The following is a 15642-nucleotide window of genomic DNA, read 5'->3' on the forward strand; positions in this document are numbered from 1 at the left end:
AGACCCCCGATGAAAAAAGAAGAATTGCTTACCCTGAAACAGGCTCCGACCAGCTTTGCTCCTGCCGTCACTCCCGTCGCCAGTACCACCATCCACACCGATACCGACGGACTGCACGCAGGCCAGACCACGATCCCTTCGCAGGGCGAAGACATGCCTGCCTATCTTGCCCGTCCGGAACAGTTCACCGGAAAATTGCCGATCATTCTGGTGGTGCAGGAAATTTTTGGCGTACACGAACACATTCAGGATGTCTGCCGCCGTCTGGCGAAACAGGGCTATATGGCCATCGCGCCTGAGCTGTATTTCCGTCAGGGCGACCCGCGTGATTACACCGAAATCAGCGAGCTTTTCGCCAAACTGGTCAGCAAAGTGCCGGATCAGCAGGTGCTTTCTGATCTCGACCACACCGCACACTGGGCCGCGCAACATGGCGGGGATATTTCCAAATTAGGCATCACCGGTTTCTGCTGGGGCGGACGCATCACCTGGCTGTATGCGGCGCACAATCCGCAGCTGAAAGCGGGCGTGGCGTGGTACGGCAAACTGGTGGGTGATAAAACGCTGACCAGCCCGTCACAGCCGGTCGATCGCGCCGCCGCGCTGGATGCGCCTGTTCTGGGTTTATACGGCGCAGAAGATTCCAGCATTCCTCTGGATACGATTGAAACCATGCGTCAGGCCATCCGCGCAGCCAATGCCACGGCAGAAATCGTGGTCTATCCGGAAGCCGGTCATGCGTTTAACGCTGATTACCGCCCGAGCTACCACGCGGAAGCCGCCGCTGATGGCTGGCAGCGTATGCTGGATTTCTTCGCCCAGTACGGTGTGAAGTAAAAGTACGGTATTGAGCAAATAAAAAAGCCCGGCAGATTTTCCTGTCGGGCTTTTTATTAGCATTCAGTCAGTTACAGCGACAATCTGTTTACAACGACAATCTATTTACAACGACAATCGCCCAAACGCGCCCTGCCAGTCCTGTTCGAAATTATCGACCGCTTTTCTGAAACAGCGCGTTACGCCTGCGGAGGCTGACCGTTAGAGGCAGAAAGTCCGCCATCAACCGGCAGATTTACACCCGTCACGAAGCGCGCATCATCACTGGCGAGAAACGCAATCACATCAGCAATTTCTTCCGGCTCTGCGCCACGCCCCAGCGGGATTCGTTCGGCAAATTTTGCCAGTAACGGCTGGTTATCTTTAATGCCAGCCGCCATATCCGTGAAGGTCAGCGACGGACAAACAGCATTGACGCGCACGCCGTCTTTACCGTGATCCATAGCAATCGAACGGGTGAAGTTGGTCACACCACCTTTCGCGGCATTATAGAAGCTCATGCCCCAGTCACCGCCGATGCCGGACACCGAGGAAATATTCACGATATTGCCTTTGCTTTTAATCAGCGCGGGCATAAAGAAACGCGTGCAATAGAAAACGCCGCTAAGATCGATACCCATGATTTCCTGCCAGTCATCGAGGCTGGCTTCTGTCACTTTGCCCTGCACCACAACGCCTGCGCCATTTACCAGCACATCGACCCGGCCGAATTTATCCTCAATCACTTCTGCCATACGCTCCACATCCTGTGCGGATGAAACATCCGCCAGATGAATGTAATACTGCGTACTGCTCAACGTTTTAGCGACTTTCTCCAGCTTTTCCTTCGTCCGGCCGACAAGTACCACAATCGCCCCTTCTGAAGAAAAACGCCGTGCCGATGCGGCCCCCATGCCGGAACCTGCGCCAGTCACTACCACGACTTTGTCTGTAAACCGGTTCATATTTTCTCCCTGTCTGATGGGTAAAAAGAAAGTAAATCCTGATTTAAGCCTAGCGGAGAACCGCGCCGTGTGGGGAAACAGCCTGAAACCCAGCGCCGTAATCGCGCTACAGCCGCCGTATGACGCGGGCTGAAAAAGACGTAACAAAGTGCAAATGGGAGCAATAAAAAGGGGGCACCGGAGTGCCCCAAATGTTTCAGCAACAACACAACGATTCTTTATTTCAGGCTTTCTCAGCACGCAGGCGCCTGGCGGCTTTCACCATGTTTTCCAGCGATTCGCGGGTTTCCGGCCAGCCACGGGTTTTCAGGCCGCAATCCGGGTTGACCCACAGACGTTCTGCCGGAATGCGATCCGCGGCTTTACGCAGCAAATCTTCAATCCATTCGACGCTTGGCACGTTAGGTGAGTGAATGTCGTAGACGCCCGGCCCGATCTCATTCGGATATTCGAAGTCCTTGAATGACTCCAGCAGGTCCATATCAGAGCGCGAGGTTTCAATGGTGATCACGTCAGCATCCAGCGCGGCGATGGAATCCATGATGTCGTTGAATTCGCAGTAACACATGTGGGTATGGATCTGCGTGTCATCGCGGGCAATCGCGGCATTGAGTTTGAACGCATCCACTGCCCAGCGCAGGTACGCATTCCATTCAGACTGACGCAATGGCAGACCTTCGCGCAGTGCCGGTTCGTCAATCTGGATGATACCGATACCGGCTTTTTCCAGATCCTCCACTTCGTCACGCAGCGCCAGCGCGATTTGTTTGGCGATGGTTTCGCGGCTGACATCTTCACGCGGGAAGGACCAGCACAGGATCGTAAGCGGGCCGGTCAGCATGCCTTTCACCGGTTTTTCGGTCAGAGACTGCGCGTACTTCGCCCACTCAACGGTAATTGCTTGCGGACGGCTGACGTCGCCGATAATGACCGGAGGTTTTACGCAACGTGAACCGTAGCTTTGTACCCAGCCGTTTTGCGTGAACACAAAACCGTCCAGATGCTCGCCAAAGTATTCAACCATGTCGTTACGTTCAGCTTCGCCGTGAACCAGCACGTCGATACCCAGACGTTCCTGCTCTTTAATGGCTTGCTTAATATGTTCGCTGATCCCGGTGCGGTATTTAGTGTTGTCCAGACGACCTTGTTTGAAGTCCAGACGCAGGCCACGGATCTCCGTGGTTTGCGGGAATGAACCGATGGTCGTCGTCGGCCAGGCTGGCAGATTGAAACGGGCGCGCTGTGCTTTGGCGCGTTCGGTATAAACATGCGCACGCTCGATATCTGCGCCGGTGATTGCCGCCACACGTTTACCGACGGCTGCGTTATTTACACGGGCAGATTCGCGACGGGCACGGATTGGCGCGCTGTATTCCGCCAGTTTTTGCTGCGCTTCAGCGGTCGGATTGTTCAGTGCAGAGGTCAGCAATGCCAGCTCGGCGCATTTTTGCAGCGCAAAGGCGAACCAGCTTTTCACTTCTTCATCCAGACGGCTTTCAACGCTTAGGTCGATCGGGCTGTGCAGCAGCGAACATGAGCTGCCGATCCAGACATTTCGGCCCGCCACCAGCGGTTTCAGACGCCCGAACCAGGTGCTCAGATCCGCACGCCAGACGTTACGGCCATTGATCACACCCAGAGAAATCAGCCAGTTTTCTGGCAGCTGACTGATGACGGTTTGCAGGTCATCACGACCGGCGACGGCGTCAATGTGCAGCCCCTGAACCGGTAACTGGCGGATAGTGTCGAGGTTGTGCCCGACGCTGTCGAAATAAGTGGTCAGCAGCAATTTAGTTTTGCTCTGTTCCAGCGCGGTATAAGCCGGTTTATACGCATCCAGCCATTCCTGCGGCAATTCCAGCACCAGAGCCGGTTCGTCAATCTGCACCCATTCGATATCGCGTTTTGCCAGTTCGGCCAGAACTTGCTGATAAACAGGCAGAATATCGTTGAGCAGGGAAAGACGGTCAAACTGTTCGCCCTTCACTTTGCCGAGCCAAAGATAGGTCAGCGGCCCCAGCAGAACAGGTTTCACTTTGTGACCGAGCGCCAGCGCTTCGTCCACTTCTTCGAGCAGTTGTGTCCAGGTCAGTTTGAATTTCTGCCCTTTCACAAACTCCGGCACCATGTAGTGATAGTTGGTGTTAAACCACTTTGTCATTTCTGCCGCAGCAGCCGGTTTACCGGTCGGTGCACGGCCACGGCCAAGACGGAATAAGGTATCGAGATCAACAGAGCCATCGGCATTCTGATGACGGGCCGGTACGTTGCCCAGCAACAGGCTGGTGGTCAGTACGTGATCGTACCAGGCGAAATCGCCCACCGGCACCAAATCCACGCCTGCTTCAGCTTGTTGCTTCCAGTGACGGGCGCGAAGTTCACGTCCGGTTGCCAGCAGTTCTTCCTGAGTGGAATTGCCTGCCCAGTAGCTTTCTTGTGCTTTTTTAAGTTCACGACGCAGACCAACGCGTGGAAAACCCAGAGTGTGATTCAGTATCGTCATCTTTTTAATTCCTGTTTAGCCATCCAGATGTTTACACATCCATAATCCGCAGGTAGTGTATATTCCACAAGCGCAAATTATTCATGACACAGTGAAGGACTCTCATGATCGAACTGAAACACCTGCGAACGTTGCAAGCACTGCGCAACACCGGGTCACTGGCCGCAGCCGCCTCGCAGCTTCATCAGACCCAATCGGCTCTGTCGCACCAGTTCAGTGACCTGGAGCAACGCCTGGGTTTCAGGTTGTTCGTGCGAAAAAGTCAGCCTTTACGTTTCACGCCGCAGGGCGAAATCATGCTGAATCTGGCAGAACAGGTGCTGCCGCAAATCCAGCAGGCATTGCAGGCCTGTAATGAACCGCACCAGACTTCACTGCGTATTGCGATTGAATGTCACAGTTGTATTCAGTGGCTGACGCCCGCGCTGGATAACTTCCACCAGAACTGGCCGCAGGTGTTGATGGATTTCAAATCCGGGGTGACGTTCGACCCGCAGCCCGCGCTGCAACAGGGCGAGCTGGATATCGTATTAACCTCCGACATTCTGCCGCGCAGCGGTCTGCATTATTCCCCGATGTTTGATTTTGAAGTGCGTCTGGTGCTGGCACCGGATCACCCGCTGGCAGCTAAAACGGTGATCACGCCGGAAGATCTCAGCACGGAAACGTTGATGATTTATCCGGTACAACGTCAGCGTCTGGATATCTGGCGGCATTTCCTGCAACCGGCAGGCGTCAGCCCGGCACTGAAAAGTGTCGATAACACGTTGTTGTTGATTCAGATGGTGTCGGCGAGAATGGGGATTGCGGCGTTACCGCACTGGGTGGTGGAGAGTTTTGAGCGCCAGGGTCTGGTGGTGACCAAAACCCTGGGCGATGGCTTATGGAGCCGCCTGTACGCCGCCGTACGTGACGGCGAACAGCGTCAGCCGGTAACCGAAGCCTTTATTCGTTCGGCGCGGCAGCACGCGTGCGATCATCTGCCGTTTGTTCGCGACGCGGCACGACCCAATGCCGGTGCACCCACAGTGAGGACATAATCACTGCGGCACCGACGATAAAGCTCGGCCAGTGCGGCTGCTGTTGCCAGATTGCCAGGTTAACCAGCAGCCCGGCCGGGACGTGAAAGTTGTTCATAATCCCCAGCGTTCCCGCATCAACCTGCGTCGCCCCATAGTTCCACATGAAATATCCCAGCCCGGAAGCGCCAATCCCCAGCCACACCAGAATGCCCCATTGCAGATTCGTGGTGGGCAGTTTTTGCGGATTACCCCACAGGAACCACGCCACCACCGCACAGAGCAGCGCCCCCAGATAGAACCAGGAAAACGCCGTATGCTGCGGCATCGGACGGGTTTCCATCAGGCGTTTATACCCCACCTGCCCGATGGCAAAACAGATATTCGCCGCCTGCACCAGCAACAGGCCGATGATGAAATGCTCGCTGATGTGGTCGTAACGAATAATCGCCGCCCCCGCCACCGCCAGCAGTGCGCTCAGCGCATAACCGATGCGGATTTTGCGGCCACTGATCAGGTCATAAATCAGCGTAACGTACAGCGGCGTCATCACCGTAAACAGCAGGAATTCCGGCACCGACAGGTACAGATACGCCTCAAAACTGATGAGATACATGATCCCTAGCTGCATCGCACCCACGGCCATATACAGCAAAATGGTGGTGAGCTGATGGCCTTTCCAGCGCAGGAATGGCAGGAAAACCAGCGCCGCCAGCCCTAAACGGACTAACACGGAGAATACGCTGTCGACCTGTCCGGCCAGATAGACGCCGATCAGGCTGAAGGAAAAGGCCCACAAAATGGTGGTGATAATGAGTAAAGGCACGGCAGTTGAGCCCTAAAATGTTAAAGATAGATAATTGTAACGGAATGAAGGAAACCGCGAAGTGCGAAGGTGGTTTACATCTGTTCAATTATAGAGCAAACGAGAGCAGTGCCACGCTTTGAGGGAAACGTGCGCTCAAAGGACACGTTCACGGCTGCGATGGCATACACTTAATGTATGACTGGAAACGGAGGATGAACTGATGAAATGTTTATATGGAATGCTCGCCGCGCTGCCGTTGCTGTTTGCCGTTCAGACCGCCAGTGCAGTCGAAAAAGTGCCGAACCCGAACGATCCGCTGCTGAACAATCCTTCGCAACAGCGGATGCAGCAGCAACAGCAGAACAACCAGCAGATGCAGAAACGTCAGCAGGAACAGGATATGCGTAACAGTCAGCAACAGCAGCAACTGAAGCTGAAATCACAGATTCAGAGCAATCAGCAACGATTGCAGATCCAGCAAAATAACCAGACGCTGGGTCAGAAATTGAATCAGACGCCTTAGTTAATCTTTCAGGCGCGGTGGTCACTGCGCCTGATCTGTGCTTTTAGCACCACGTTCTAGGTAAAATCCGGCCCAATCACATCAATCTTATCGGTACAAATACAGTCCACGCCCCAGCCCAGTAATTCGCGGGCGCGCGCCGGATTATTCACCGTATACACCAGAATATGCAGTCCGGCGTCTTTGATGGCTTTAACGCGTTCTTCATTGAGCAATTTATGGTTGAGATGCAGAGAAACGCATTCCAGTTCGTCAGTCAGCGCTTTCCAGTTCTCGTGCCATTCGTCGATCAGCAAGCCGCGTGGCAATTCGGGGGCGGCTTTTTTAGCGGCAACCAGCGCGTCGAATTCGAACGAGGAAAGCAGCGGTGCAACAGGCTGATCTTTCCACAGCTCACGGGCGGCCAGCGCCACGTCAGTACCGGTTTTCTCGTTCAGACCGGTGGTCGGTTTGATCTCAATATTCACCATCATATGATGACGCGCACAGCGTTCAGCAACCTGCGCCAGCAGCGGCAGTTTTTCGCCTTTAAATGCGGCGCTGTACCAGTTACCGGCATCGAGCTGTTCGAGTTTGTCCCACGGCAGTTCACCCGCCACGCCCCAGCCGTTACTGGTGCGGTTCAGGGTATCGTCGTGCAACAGGAAGATTTCCCCGCCTTGCGCCAGTTTGGCGTCAAATTCGATCATGGTATGACCGTATTTTGCGCCCATATCGATGGCGGCCAGCGTGTTTTCCGGAGCCAGCGCGCCGCCGCCACGGTGCGCCACAATGCGAGGATAAGGCCAGGCTTTCATGTTTATTCCATCCGTAATCCGCTGTGAGTATCGAAAAAGTGTAACGCTTTCGCCGGGAAAACCAAGCGCAACAGCGAGCCGGCTGTCGGGAACACTTCATGGGATAAACGCACCACGACGCCGCTGCCCGCCAGTTTGCCGTGCGCCAGATTATCCGCGCCCAGCAGTTCCAGCGTATTCAGCACCATCGGAATACCGTTTTGGGTGTCATCGGTCAGATGAATATGTTCAGGGCGAATACCGATCGTCAGCTCACGACCGCCCCACTCAGGGCGCGGAACCGGCATCGGCAACTCAAATCCGCCTTCCATCACCAGCGACGTACCGTCAGAGGTCAGCTGGCCGGGCAACAAATTCATGGCCGGAGATCCGATAAAGCTGGCGACAAACAGGCTGGCCGGACGGCGGTAAACTTCCGAAGGCGTACCGATCTGCTCGGCGATACCTTTGTTCATCACGATCACGCGTTCGGCCAGTGTCATGGCTTCCACCTGATCGTGCGTCACGTACAAACTGGTGGTGCGCAGACGGCGATGCAATTGTTGCAGTTCGAGGCGCATCTGCACGCGCAGTTTGGCGTCGAGGTTGGAAAGCGGTTCGTCGAACAGGAACACCGCCGGTTCGCGCACAATAGCGCGCCCCATCGCCACACGCTGACGCTGACCGCCGGAAAGCTCACGCGGTTTGCGTTTAAGCAGCGGGCCGAGTTCCAGAATACGCGCCGCCTCTTCAACGCGGTCATTGATCTGCGCTTTGCCAAAACCGCGGATTTTCAGGCCATAGGCCATGTTGTCGTACACGCTCATGTGCGGATACAGCGCGTAGTTCTGGAACACCATCGCGATGCCGCGATCTTTCGGTTCCAGCTCGGTGACACGCTGGTCGTTGATGTAGATATCGCCGGACGTGGTGCGCTCAAGCCCGGCCACCATACGCAGCAGGGTCGATTTTCCGCAGCCGGAAGGCCCGACCATCACGATAAATTCGCCGTCGGCGACGTCCAGATCGATACTTTGAATGATCTGGTTTTTGCCGTCGTAGGACTTGGTCACTGCCTGTAATTTCAAATTTGCCATTTCAGTTACTTCTCACTGTCTACCAGACCGCGCACAAACCAGCGCTGCATCAGGAGCACCACCGCCAGCGGTGGTAATAAGGTCAGGATCATGGCCGCCATCACCTGATTCCATTGCGTCGAGCCATCGCCGGAGGAAATCATGCTTTTAATCCCCGCCACCGCCGTCCCCATCGAGGCATCGCTGGTGATCAGAATCGGCCACAAATATTGGTTCCAGCCATAAATAAAGGTGATGACGAACAGCGCCGCGAGATTGGTTTTCGACAGCGGCAACACGATGTCCCAGAAGAAGCGCATCGCGCCCGCGCCATCGATACGCGCGGCTTCCAGCAGCTCATCCGGCAACGTCATAAAGAACTGGCGGAACAGGAAGGTCGCGGTCGCCGAGGCCATCAGCGGCAACGTCAGGCCGGTGTAGCTGTCGAGCATATGCAGATTGGCGATCACCTGTACGGTTGGGAAAATACGCACTTCCACCGGCAGCATCAGCGTCATAAAAATCAGCCAGAAGAACAGGTTACGCAGCGGAAAACGGAAATAGACAATCGCGTAAGCCGAGAGCATCGACACCGAAATCTTACCGACGGTGATCACCATCGCCATGATGAAGCTGTTGATCAGCAAACGACCAAACGCCGGGCTGTTGTTGCCTGCGCCCTGCGTCCAGATGGTGCTGATGTTTTCCCATAAATGGGTGCCCGGGATCAGCGTCATCGGCACATCAAAAATCTGTTTGTTATCCAGCGACGCCGCCACAAACGCGACATACAGCGGGAATAAAATCACCAGCACGCCGAGCAGCAGCATGATGTGGCTGAAAATATCCAGCCCTCTGCGGTTCTCAATCATTGGTAACGCACCTTACGCTCGACAAAGCGGAACTGAATGAACGTCAGGCCGCAAACCAGCATCATCAGAATGACGGACTGCGCGGCGGAGCTGGACAGGTCCAGACCGGAGAAACCTTCGCGATACACTTTATAAATCAGCGTCGTCGTCGCCTGCACCGGGCCGCCCGCTGTCGCGGCATCGATCACCGGGAAAGTATCAAAGAAGGCGTAAACCAGATTGACCACCAGCAGGAAGAAGCTCACCGGAGAAATCAGCGGCAGCACCAGATTGAAGAAGCGTCGAACCGGGCCTGCGCCGTCGATAGCCGCCGCTTCTACCAGTGATTTAGGGATCGACTGCAAGGCCGCGAGGAAGAACAGGAAGTTGTAGCTGATTTGCTTCCAGACCGACGCCAGCACCACCAGGAACATCGCCTGACCGCTGTTTTGCGCGTGGTTCCAGTTATAGCCCATCGAGCCTAAGAAGTGGGTAATCAGGCCGAGACCGGGGCTGAACAGGAACATCCACAAAACGGCAGCCACGGCAGGCGCAACGGCATAGGGCAGGATCATCAGCGTCTGATAAATCCGGCTGCCGCGTACCACGTGATCGACCAGCGCCGCGAAAAACAGCGAAACCGCCAGTCCGATAAAGGCCACCATAAAGCTGAATTTCAGCGTGGTGTAGAAAGAGTCGAGATAGTACGGATCCTGAAACAGCTGCGTGAAGTTAGTCATTCCGGCGAAGGTGCTGGAAAGTCCGAACGGATCCAGCGTCTGCACCGAATACCACAGCGCCTGACCGGCAGGCCACAGGAAAAATATCGCGGTGATTAACAGCTGCGGCAAAACCAGCGCGTAGGGCAACCAGCTGCAACCAAAACCGGGACGGTGTGAACTCATGATGGTTTACTCGTTAATGCGATGACAAAAGGCAGGCTACTCCGGATGAGGCGTAGCGAGCGAAGCCAGACTGGGTGCGGACAGCGCACAGCTCCCGGAGTGGACACAAAGTCCATGAGGAGAGCGAGCACTGCCCAATCCCAGACTGGCAAAGCGCAGTAGCCGACTTACTTAGTAGAAGCTTCGAAGCGACGTAACAGTAAGTTCCCGCGCTGTACTGCAGTGTCTAACGCTTCTTTAGCCGTTTTCTTACCGCTCCACACGCTTTCCAGTTCTTCATCCACGATGGTACGGATCTGCGGCATGTTGCCCAGACGCAGGCCTTTGGTGAACGGTAACGGTGGCTTGTTCAGCATCTGGCGGGTGGCGACGTCAGAACCCGGATTCTTCTCGTAGAAGCCATCTTTTTTGGTCAGTTCATACGCGGCGGTGGTCACAGGCAGATAACCGGTTTTCTGGTGCCATTCGGCTGCGATTTCCGGCGTGGTCAGGAATTGCAGGAATTCGGCAACGCCTTTGTAGGTGTCTTTATCTTTGCCGTTCATCACCCACAGGCTTGCACCGCCGATGATGGCGTTTTGTGGTGCGCCTTTGATGTCTGCATCGTAAGGCATCATGCCCACGCCGTAGTTGAATTTGGAATACTGACGGATGTCGGCCAGTGAACCGGAAGACGCGGTGGTCATCGCGCAATCGCCGTTATAGAACTTGGCGGTGGATTCATCTTTACGACCAAAATAGGTGAAGTCACCTTTTTTGTTCATGTCTTCCAGCATCTGGATGTGTTTGATTTGCTCTGGTTTGTTGAATTCCAGAACCGCATCGGTGCCATCGAAGCCGTTGTTTTTGGTGGCGATTGGCAGACCGTGCCAGGCGCTGAAGTTCTCAATCTGGATCCAGCCCTGCCAGCCGCTGGCGTAACCACATTTCATGCCCGCTTCACGCAATTTCTCGGTGTAGGCGGCCATATCCTGCCAGGTTTTCGGCGGCTGATCCGGGTTCAGACCGGCTTTCTTAAAAGCGTCTTTGTTGTAATACAGCACCGGCGTGGAGCTGTTAAATGGCTGGGACAGCAGGCGGCCTTTGGAATCGGAGTAATAACCGGAAACAGTCGGCACGAACTGTGAAACGTCTTCTTTAATGCCCGCATCGCTGAACACTTCGTAAACCGGTTTGATGGCTTTGCTGGCCATCATGGTCGCAGTGCCCACTTCGTAAACCTGCAAAATCGCCGGAGCATTACCGGTACGGTATGCCGCGATACCGGCCGCCAGGCTTTCGTCGTATTTGCCTTTATAGACAGGCACGATTTTGACATCAGGGTGCGTCTGGTTAAAACGGTCGGCCAGCGAGTTCACTTCTTTGCCTAACTCGCCGTCCATTGAGTGCCAGAAAGGAATTTCTGTCACAGCGAAAGCATTGGCGCTGAAAGCCAGCGTCAGCGCGGTGCCGATAACCGTTTTTTTGAGGTTGATGAACATGCCTGTCTCCTGAATTCTGCTGGTGTGCTGCAAGTGCAGCCTGAAGTATGCTGGGTAGAGTCGGGAGGTAAAATGACACGGAAAAATGACAATAAGGTTACGGGAAAGTTAAGCGGGGATGACAGACAGATGGCAGAAAATGAGGTTCATGGCGGTTAAGCGTTAGGAAAAACCGTCCGCAGGACGGCTTATCTTATTAGAGTTATGCTACGGTGCGTTCATTCCAACTATCTTTAAATATTATGTTCCCATCGACATATTTCCATTGAATTGACTCATAGCGCATTTCAATATTTTCCAGATGCGTTCCTGTTCCCGAACCGGGATGAAGGCTCGGAGTAATGCCTGTGATCTTCACATTTTCCATGCGGATGTTGAAATACTCCGCTTCTACACCAGCGTCTAATATGTGATACATCTTAAATTCAGCGGATTTAAGCGTGATTCCCTGACTAATCGTACGGTAAAGTATTGGTGTTGTGCGATCAAATTCCTTTTGAAATAATATCGGTGTATGAATACGCGTACCTGTCAATTCCCCAGTATTTCTATCCGTCGGAACTGTCAGGTGGTGTGAAAGTGACTTAACTTCAATAGAACCCACACGCCCGTGAACATTACAACTTCCGATAACAGGAGAACCATTTTCATCCGTTAACCACAAATAAGCAGGATTAGACATTTTTATTTCCTTAATTTAACGTTTAGACTTTTTTTCCTATAGTCTTCTATTTTTCCGATGCACTTCGATACACAGAAGAAACAAACCAGCCATCCTGCGGCATAAACGAATTTCATAGGCCACACAACTGGCAGCATAAGGCATCCGATTAATCCGCCAACAAAAAGCACAGATTCAAAAAAATCCCATACTTTGACGACAGCAAATATCACCCACTTCGCTGCGCCTTTTGCGACAACATAAAGCGGTTTATTGAGTGACATGTAGTTTTCGCCCTACAGCATCAATTATCCTGTCAAACGCAGGCTGCCCACGCGTAGCACCAATGTGCACCGCATCAATGAACGGTTTAACAGCAGGTTCATAAAGAAAGTAGGTAAGGTCATAATCGTGGGGTCGAAGGAGCTTGTAAATCTCCGGCGCATCGATGGCAAGGCTTTCTGATTTTCTTATTGAGCGCTCACTCATTCCCCCTATAAGTAAAATCATCGTCACCCTGCCAATCCAGTTTTTAGCACTTTGCGCACCGATAAATGACACTCTCGCAAGCACAGCAGCACCGGTGACGGCAATAATTTTCGCGGTAAGTAAACGCCCAGCAATCGAGGATACTACACCCCGATAGACATTATTTTGTTTGGTCACTGAAGCATACTTATCGAATTCTTTAAATATAATCTCTATAGCATTTGTTATATGTTTGTAATTGAGTATGTCATTATGTATTGCTTCAGCCATGCGAAAACGCTGTGTCTGATGTGCATAGCGAGAATCTGTATCAAAATACCCTATAGCCAGATAGCCCATATCTAAAGGAACGGTAAGCGCTCCATTTATTAATCCGGTAATTGTGGCTGGGGACATGATGATATCTGAAATTCTATTTGCAATATCGTCTATATCACTTGAAACGTTATTGATATCTGCCACGATAAACCTCCCTGATTTCGTGTTGATATGACCTTAATACAATAAGGGTTAAATGACCAAGTGTTATAAATTCAATTTTTTTTATTAAATGTGCGGCATACCGTGGAATATCAGGGAGCAATATGAATGAGGTACTGTACCTGGCTGTCTGGCAGATAGAGGTTTACCTTCAAACGTCCCTGGTTTTTCTGGTACCAGAGCGATGACTCAGAAAATAAGGCGCATCAGATTAACGATGCGCCTCAGGGAACCGGAAAAAGTTAATTACAGTGCGCGTTTCAGACGGGCGACCGCCTCGTGCATTTGCTCTTCGGTTGCGGTCGCGAAGGAAAGACGGAAGGTCGAGTGATCCGGGTTATCGGCATAGAAGAATTCGCCCGGCACAAACACCACGCCCTGCTCCAGCGTCTTTTTCATCCATTCAGCGCAATTACGCGGCTCGCGGAAACGCGCCCACAGGAACATGCCGCCTTTCGGGTATTCAAACGTCAGCACGTCGCCCAGCTCGCGTTCCAGCAGTTCGGCCATGATCTGGCATTTCTTTTTATACGCCGCACGGATGGTTTCGATCTGCTTCGGCAGACGACCCAAACCGAGATAGTATTCCGCGATAGTCTGCGACAGCGCGCTGGCGTGCAGATCTGCGGCCTGTTTGATGATGGCAACTTTGTGCAGCAGCCAGTCAGGCATAATCACCCAGCCCAGACGCAGGCCCGGTGCCAGAATTTTAGAGAACGTCGAGGTGTAGATGATGTTTTCGGCGTGACCGAACAGCGATTTCGACAGCTCGAACAGCGTCGGCTGGCGTTCATCGGTGAAACGCAGTTCGCCATACGGGTCATCTTCTACAATCAGGAATTCGTGCTGTGCTGCCAGTTTCACCAGTTGCTCACGACGGGCGCGGCTCAGGGTCACGCCGCTCGGGTTACCAAACGTTGGCACCAGATACACGCCTTTGATTTTCTGCGTTTTCAGCAGTTCCGCCAGCTCATCAACAATCATGCCGTCGCCGTCAGAACCGACGGACAGCAGTTTGGCTTCGGCCAGTTCCAGCGTCTGTAACGCCGCCAGATAGGTCGGGCGTTCCACCACAAACACGTCATCCGGGTTAACCACGGCGCGCATCACCAGATCCAGCGCCTGCTGGGAGCCAGCGGTGACCACGATGTCGTCGGGGCTCGCCACCACGCCACGTTCCTGACAAAGCTCAGCAATACGCTCACGCAGCGTATAACTGCCTTCGGTCAGGCCATACTGAAAAGCGTGCTCAGGCTGTTCGGTGATCGCCAGTTGTGTGGCTTCACGCAGGCCGTCGAAATCAAAAAGCGCTGAAGAAGGAATACCACCCGCCAGTGAGATAACGCCTTCCATTTTGCTGTGTTTCAGCAATTCCCGGATGGCCGAACTTTTAAGCCTGACCATACGGGCGGCGAGTAAACCTTCTGTGTTCATGACATGTTCCTGATGATGTGCAAAGTTATAAGAATGTAAGAGATGTTAATTTATAGACAAAATAAAAACCGCAAAGCGCTTGCCGTGCGGTTTACCAGATTTATCACAGATTTTTAAAATGTGAAGCCACTTTATGCACCGAGATAGGCCGCACGCACCGCTTCGTTCGCCAGCAAGGCCGCGCCGGTATCTTCCAGCACCACATGACCGTTTTCCAGCACATAGCCGCGGTCGGCGAGTTTCAGCGCCTGATTGGCATTTTGTTCGACCAGGAAGATGGTCATCCCTTCTTCGCGCAGTTGCTGGATGGTGTCGAAAATCTGCTGGATGATGATGGGTGCCAGCCCCAGCGACGGTTCATCGAGCAGCAGCAAACGCGGCTGGCTCATCAGCGCACGACCAATTGCCAGCATCTGTTGCTCACCGCCGGACATGGTGCCCGAACGCTGAATGCGGCGCTCTTTCAGACGCGGGAACAGCGTAAACACGCGCTCCAGACGGGCATGATACTGGTCGCGTGTGGCAAAAAATCCGCCCATCGCCAGATTCTCTTCCACCGTCATACGTGAGAACACGCGACGGCCTTCCGGCACAATCGCGATATCGCCGCGCATGATTTTGGCGGTTTGCCACTGCGTGATGTCCTGACCTTCGAAAATGATCGAGCCGTTCGTCGCACGCGGTTCGCCACACAAACTGCCGAGCAGCGTGGTTTTACCCGCGCCGTTCGCGCCGATCAGCGTGACGATTTCCCCTTTATTAATACTCAGGCTGACTTCATGCAGCGCCTGAATTTTGCCGTAATGGGCGGATACCTGATTGAATGACAACATCTTGTTCTGTCCCTTAGCCTTC

Annotated in this window: 15 protein-coding genes; 3 read left to right on the forward strand and 12 right to left on the reverse strand. The window is 53.5% G+C overall.

All coding sequences use genetic code 11. From position 1 onward, the window contains the following. Positions 1 to 9: 9 nt before the first annotated feature. Positions 10 to 837: a dienelactone hydrolase family protein gene (locus ACM615_RS20990; RefSeq protein ID WP_112290942.1), complete on the forward strand. Its 828-nt coding sequence runs from the start codon at positions 10 to 12 to the stop codon at positions 835 to 837. Positions 838 to 1016: 179 nt separating this feature from the next. Here ACM615_RS20990 and ACM615_RS20995 read toward each other — a convergent pair whose 3' ends face one another. Together ACM615_RS20995 and metE are read right to left on the reverse strand one after the other, a co-directional pair. Then, positions 1017 to 1781 carry an SDR family NAD(P)-dependent oxidoreductase gene (locus ACM615_RS20995; RefSeq protein WP_431012481.1) on the reverse strand — a complete coding sequence of 255 codons (765 nt, stop codon included), beginning with the start codon at positions 1779 to 1781 and terminating at the stop codon, positions 1017 to 1019. Between the two features lie 223 nt (positions 1782 to 2004). Continuing rightward, positions 2005 to 4284: a 5-methyltetrahydropteroyltriglutamate--homocysteine S-methyltransferase gene (gene metE / locus ACM615_RS21000; protein WP_431012482.1), complete on the reverse strand. Its 2280-nt coding sequence runs from the start codon at positions 4282 to 4284 to the stop codon at positions 2005 to 2007. A gap of 104 nt (positions 4285 to 4388) precedes the next feature. Here metE and metR point away from each other — a divergent pair, with 104 nt between their 5' ends. Further along, positions 4389 to 5324, forward strand: coding sequence for an HTH-type transcriptional regulator MetR (metR, locus tag ACM615_RS21005; protein WP_113878011.1), 936 nt, complete (start codon positions 4389 to 4391; stop codon positions 5322 to 5324). Here the strand turns inward: metR and ACM615_RS21010 are convergent. Further along, positions 5230 to 6129 (reverse strand): carboxylate/amino acid/amine transporter, encoded by a 900-nt coding sequence (locus ACM615_RS21010; protein WP_120162772.1) that lies wholly within the window; start codon positions 6127 to 6129, stop codon positions 5230 to 5232. The genes metR and ACM615_RS21010 overlap by 95 nt on opposite strands. Positions 6130 to 6331: 202 nt before the next feature. On the opposite strand from ACM615_RS21010, the gene ACM615_RS21015 reads away from it, so the two are divergent. Continuing rightward, positions 6332 to 6634: a DUF2756 domain-containing protein gene (locus ACM615_RS21015; protein ID WP_112290935.1), complete on the forward strand. Its 303-nt coding sequence runs from the start codon at positions 6332 to 6334 to the stop codon at positions 6632 to 6634. Between the two features lie 56 nt (positions 6635 to 6690). Here the strand turns inward: ACM615_RS21015 and ugpQ are convergent, their stop codons facing one another. The 9 genes from ugpQ to livF form a co-directional block, all read right to left on the reverse strand. Beyond that, entirely contained in the window at positions 6691 to 7431 is a 741-nt protein-coding gene (gene ugpQ, locus ACM615_RS21020; RefSeq protein WP_129637865.1) for a glycerophosphodiester phosphodiesterase, read from the reverse strand. A 2-nt stretch (positions 7432 to 7433) separates the two neighbouring features. After that, the gene (locus ACM615_RS21025; protein WP_132967132.1) at positions 7434 to 8507 is read right to left on the reverse strand and encodes a sn-glycerol-3-phosphate import ATP-binding protein UgpC; all 1074 of its coding nucleotides are present in this window, start codon (positions 8505 to 8507) and stop codon (positions 7434 to 7436) included. 5 nt (positions 8508 to 8512) lie between these two features. Further along, positions 8513 to 9358 carry a sn-glycerol-3-phosphate ABC transporter permease UgpE gene (ugpE, locus tag ACM615_RS21030; RefSeq protein WP_112290926.1) on the reverse strand — a complete coding sequence of 282 codons (846 nt, stop codon included), beginning with the start codon at positions 9356 to 9358 and terminating at the stop codon, positions 8513 to 8515. After that, the gene (gene ugpA / locus ACM615_RS21035; RefSeq protein ID WP_112290924.1) at positions 9355 to 10242 is read right to left on the reverse strand and encodes a sn-glycerol-3-phosphate ABC transporter permease UgpA; all 888 of its coding nucleotides are present in this window, start codon (positions 10240 to 10242) and stop codon (positions 9355 to 9357) included. The genes ugpE and ugpA overlap by 4 nt, the downstream gene beginning before the upstream one ends. Positions 10243 to 10409: 167 nt before the next feature. Further along, on the reverse strand, positions 10410 to 11723 hold the full coding sequence (gene ugpB / locus ACM615_RS21040) for a sn-glycerol-3-phosphate ABC transporter substrate-binding protein UgpB (RefSeq protein ID WP_112291887.1): 1314 nt from the start codon (positions 11721 to 11723) through the stop codon (positions 10410 to 10412). 202 nt (positions 11724 to 11925) lie between these two features. Then, entirely contained in the window at positions 11926 to 12405 is a 480-nt protein-coding gene (locus tag ACM615_RS21045) for an Hcp family type VI secretion system effector (protein WP_431012483.1), read from the reverse strand. Between the two features lie 249 nt (positions 12406 to 12654). Next, positions 12655 to 13335, reverse strand: a complete 681-nt coding sequence (locus ACM615_RS21050; protein WP_129637862.1) for a hypothetical protein — start codon at positions 13333 to 13335, stop codon at positions 12655 to 12657. Positions 13336 to 13599: 264 nt separating this feature from the next. After that, positions 13600 to 14787: a PLP-dependent aminotransferase family protein gene (locus ACM615_RS21055; RefSeq protein WP_431012484.1), complete on the reverse strand. Its 1188-nt coding sequence runs from the start codon at positions 14785 to 14787 to the stop codon at positions 13600 to 13602. A gap of 131 nt (positions 14788 to 14918) precedes the next feature. Beyond that, positions 14919 to 15620: a high-affinity branched-chain amino acid ABC transporter ATP-binding protein LivF gene (livF, locus tag ACM615_RS21060; protein ID WP_112291891.1), complete on the reverse strand. Its 702-nt coding sequence runs from the start codon at positions 15618 to 15620 to the stop codon at positions 14919 to 14921. Positions 15621 to 15642 lie beyond the last annotated feature (22 nt).

It is taken from the genome of Rahnella sp. PAMC25617 (assembly GCF_050606005.1).
In the GTDB taxonomy this organism is placed as follows: Bacteria; Pseudomonadota; Gammaproteobacteria; order Enterobacterales; family Enterobacteriaceae; genus Rahnella; species Rahnella variigena.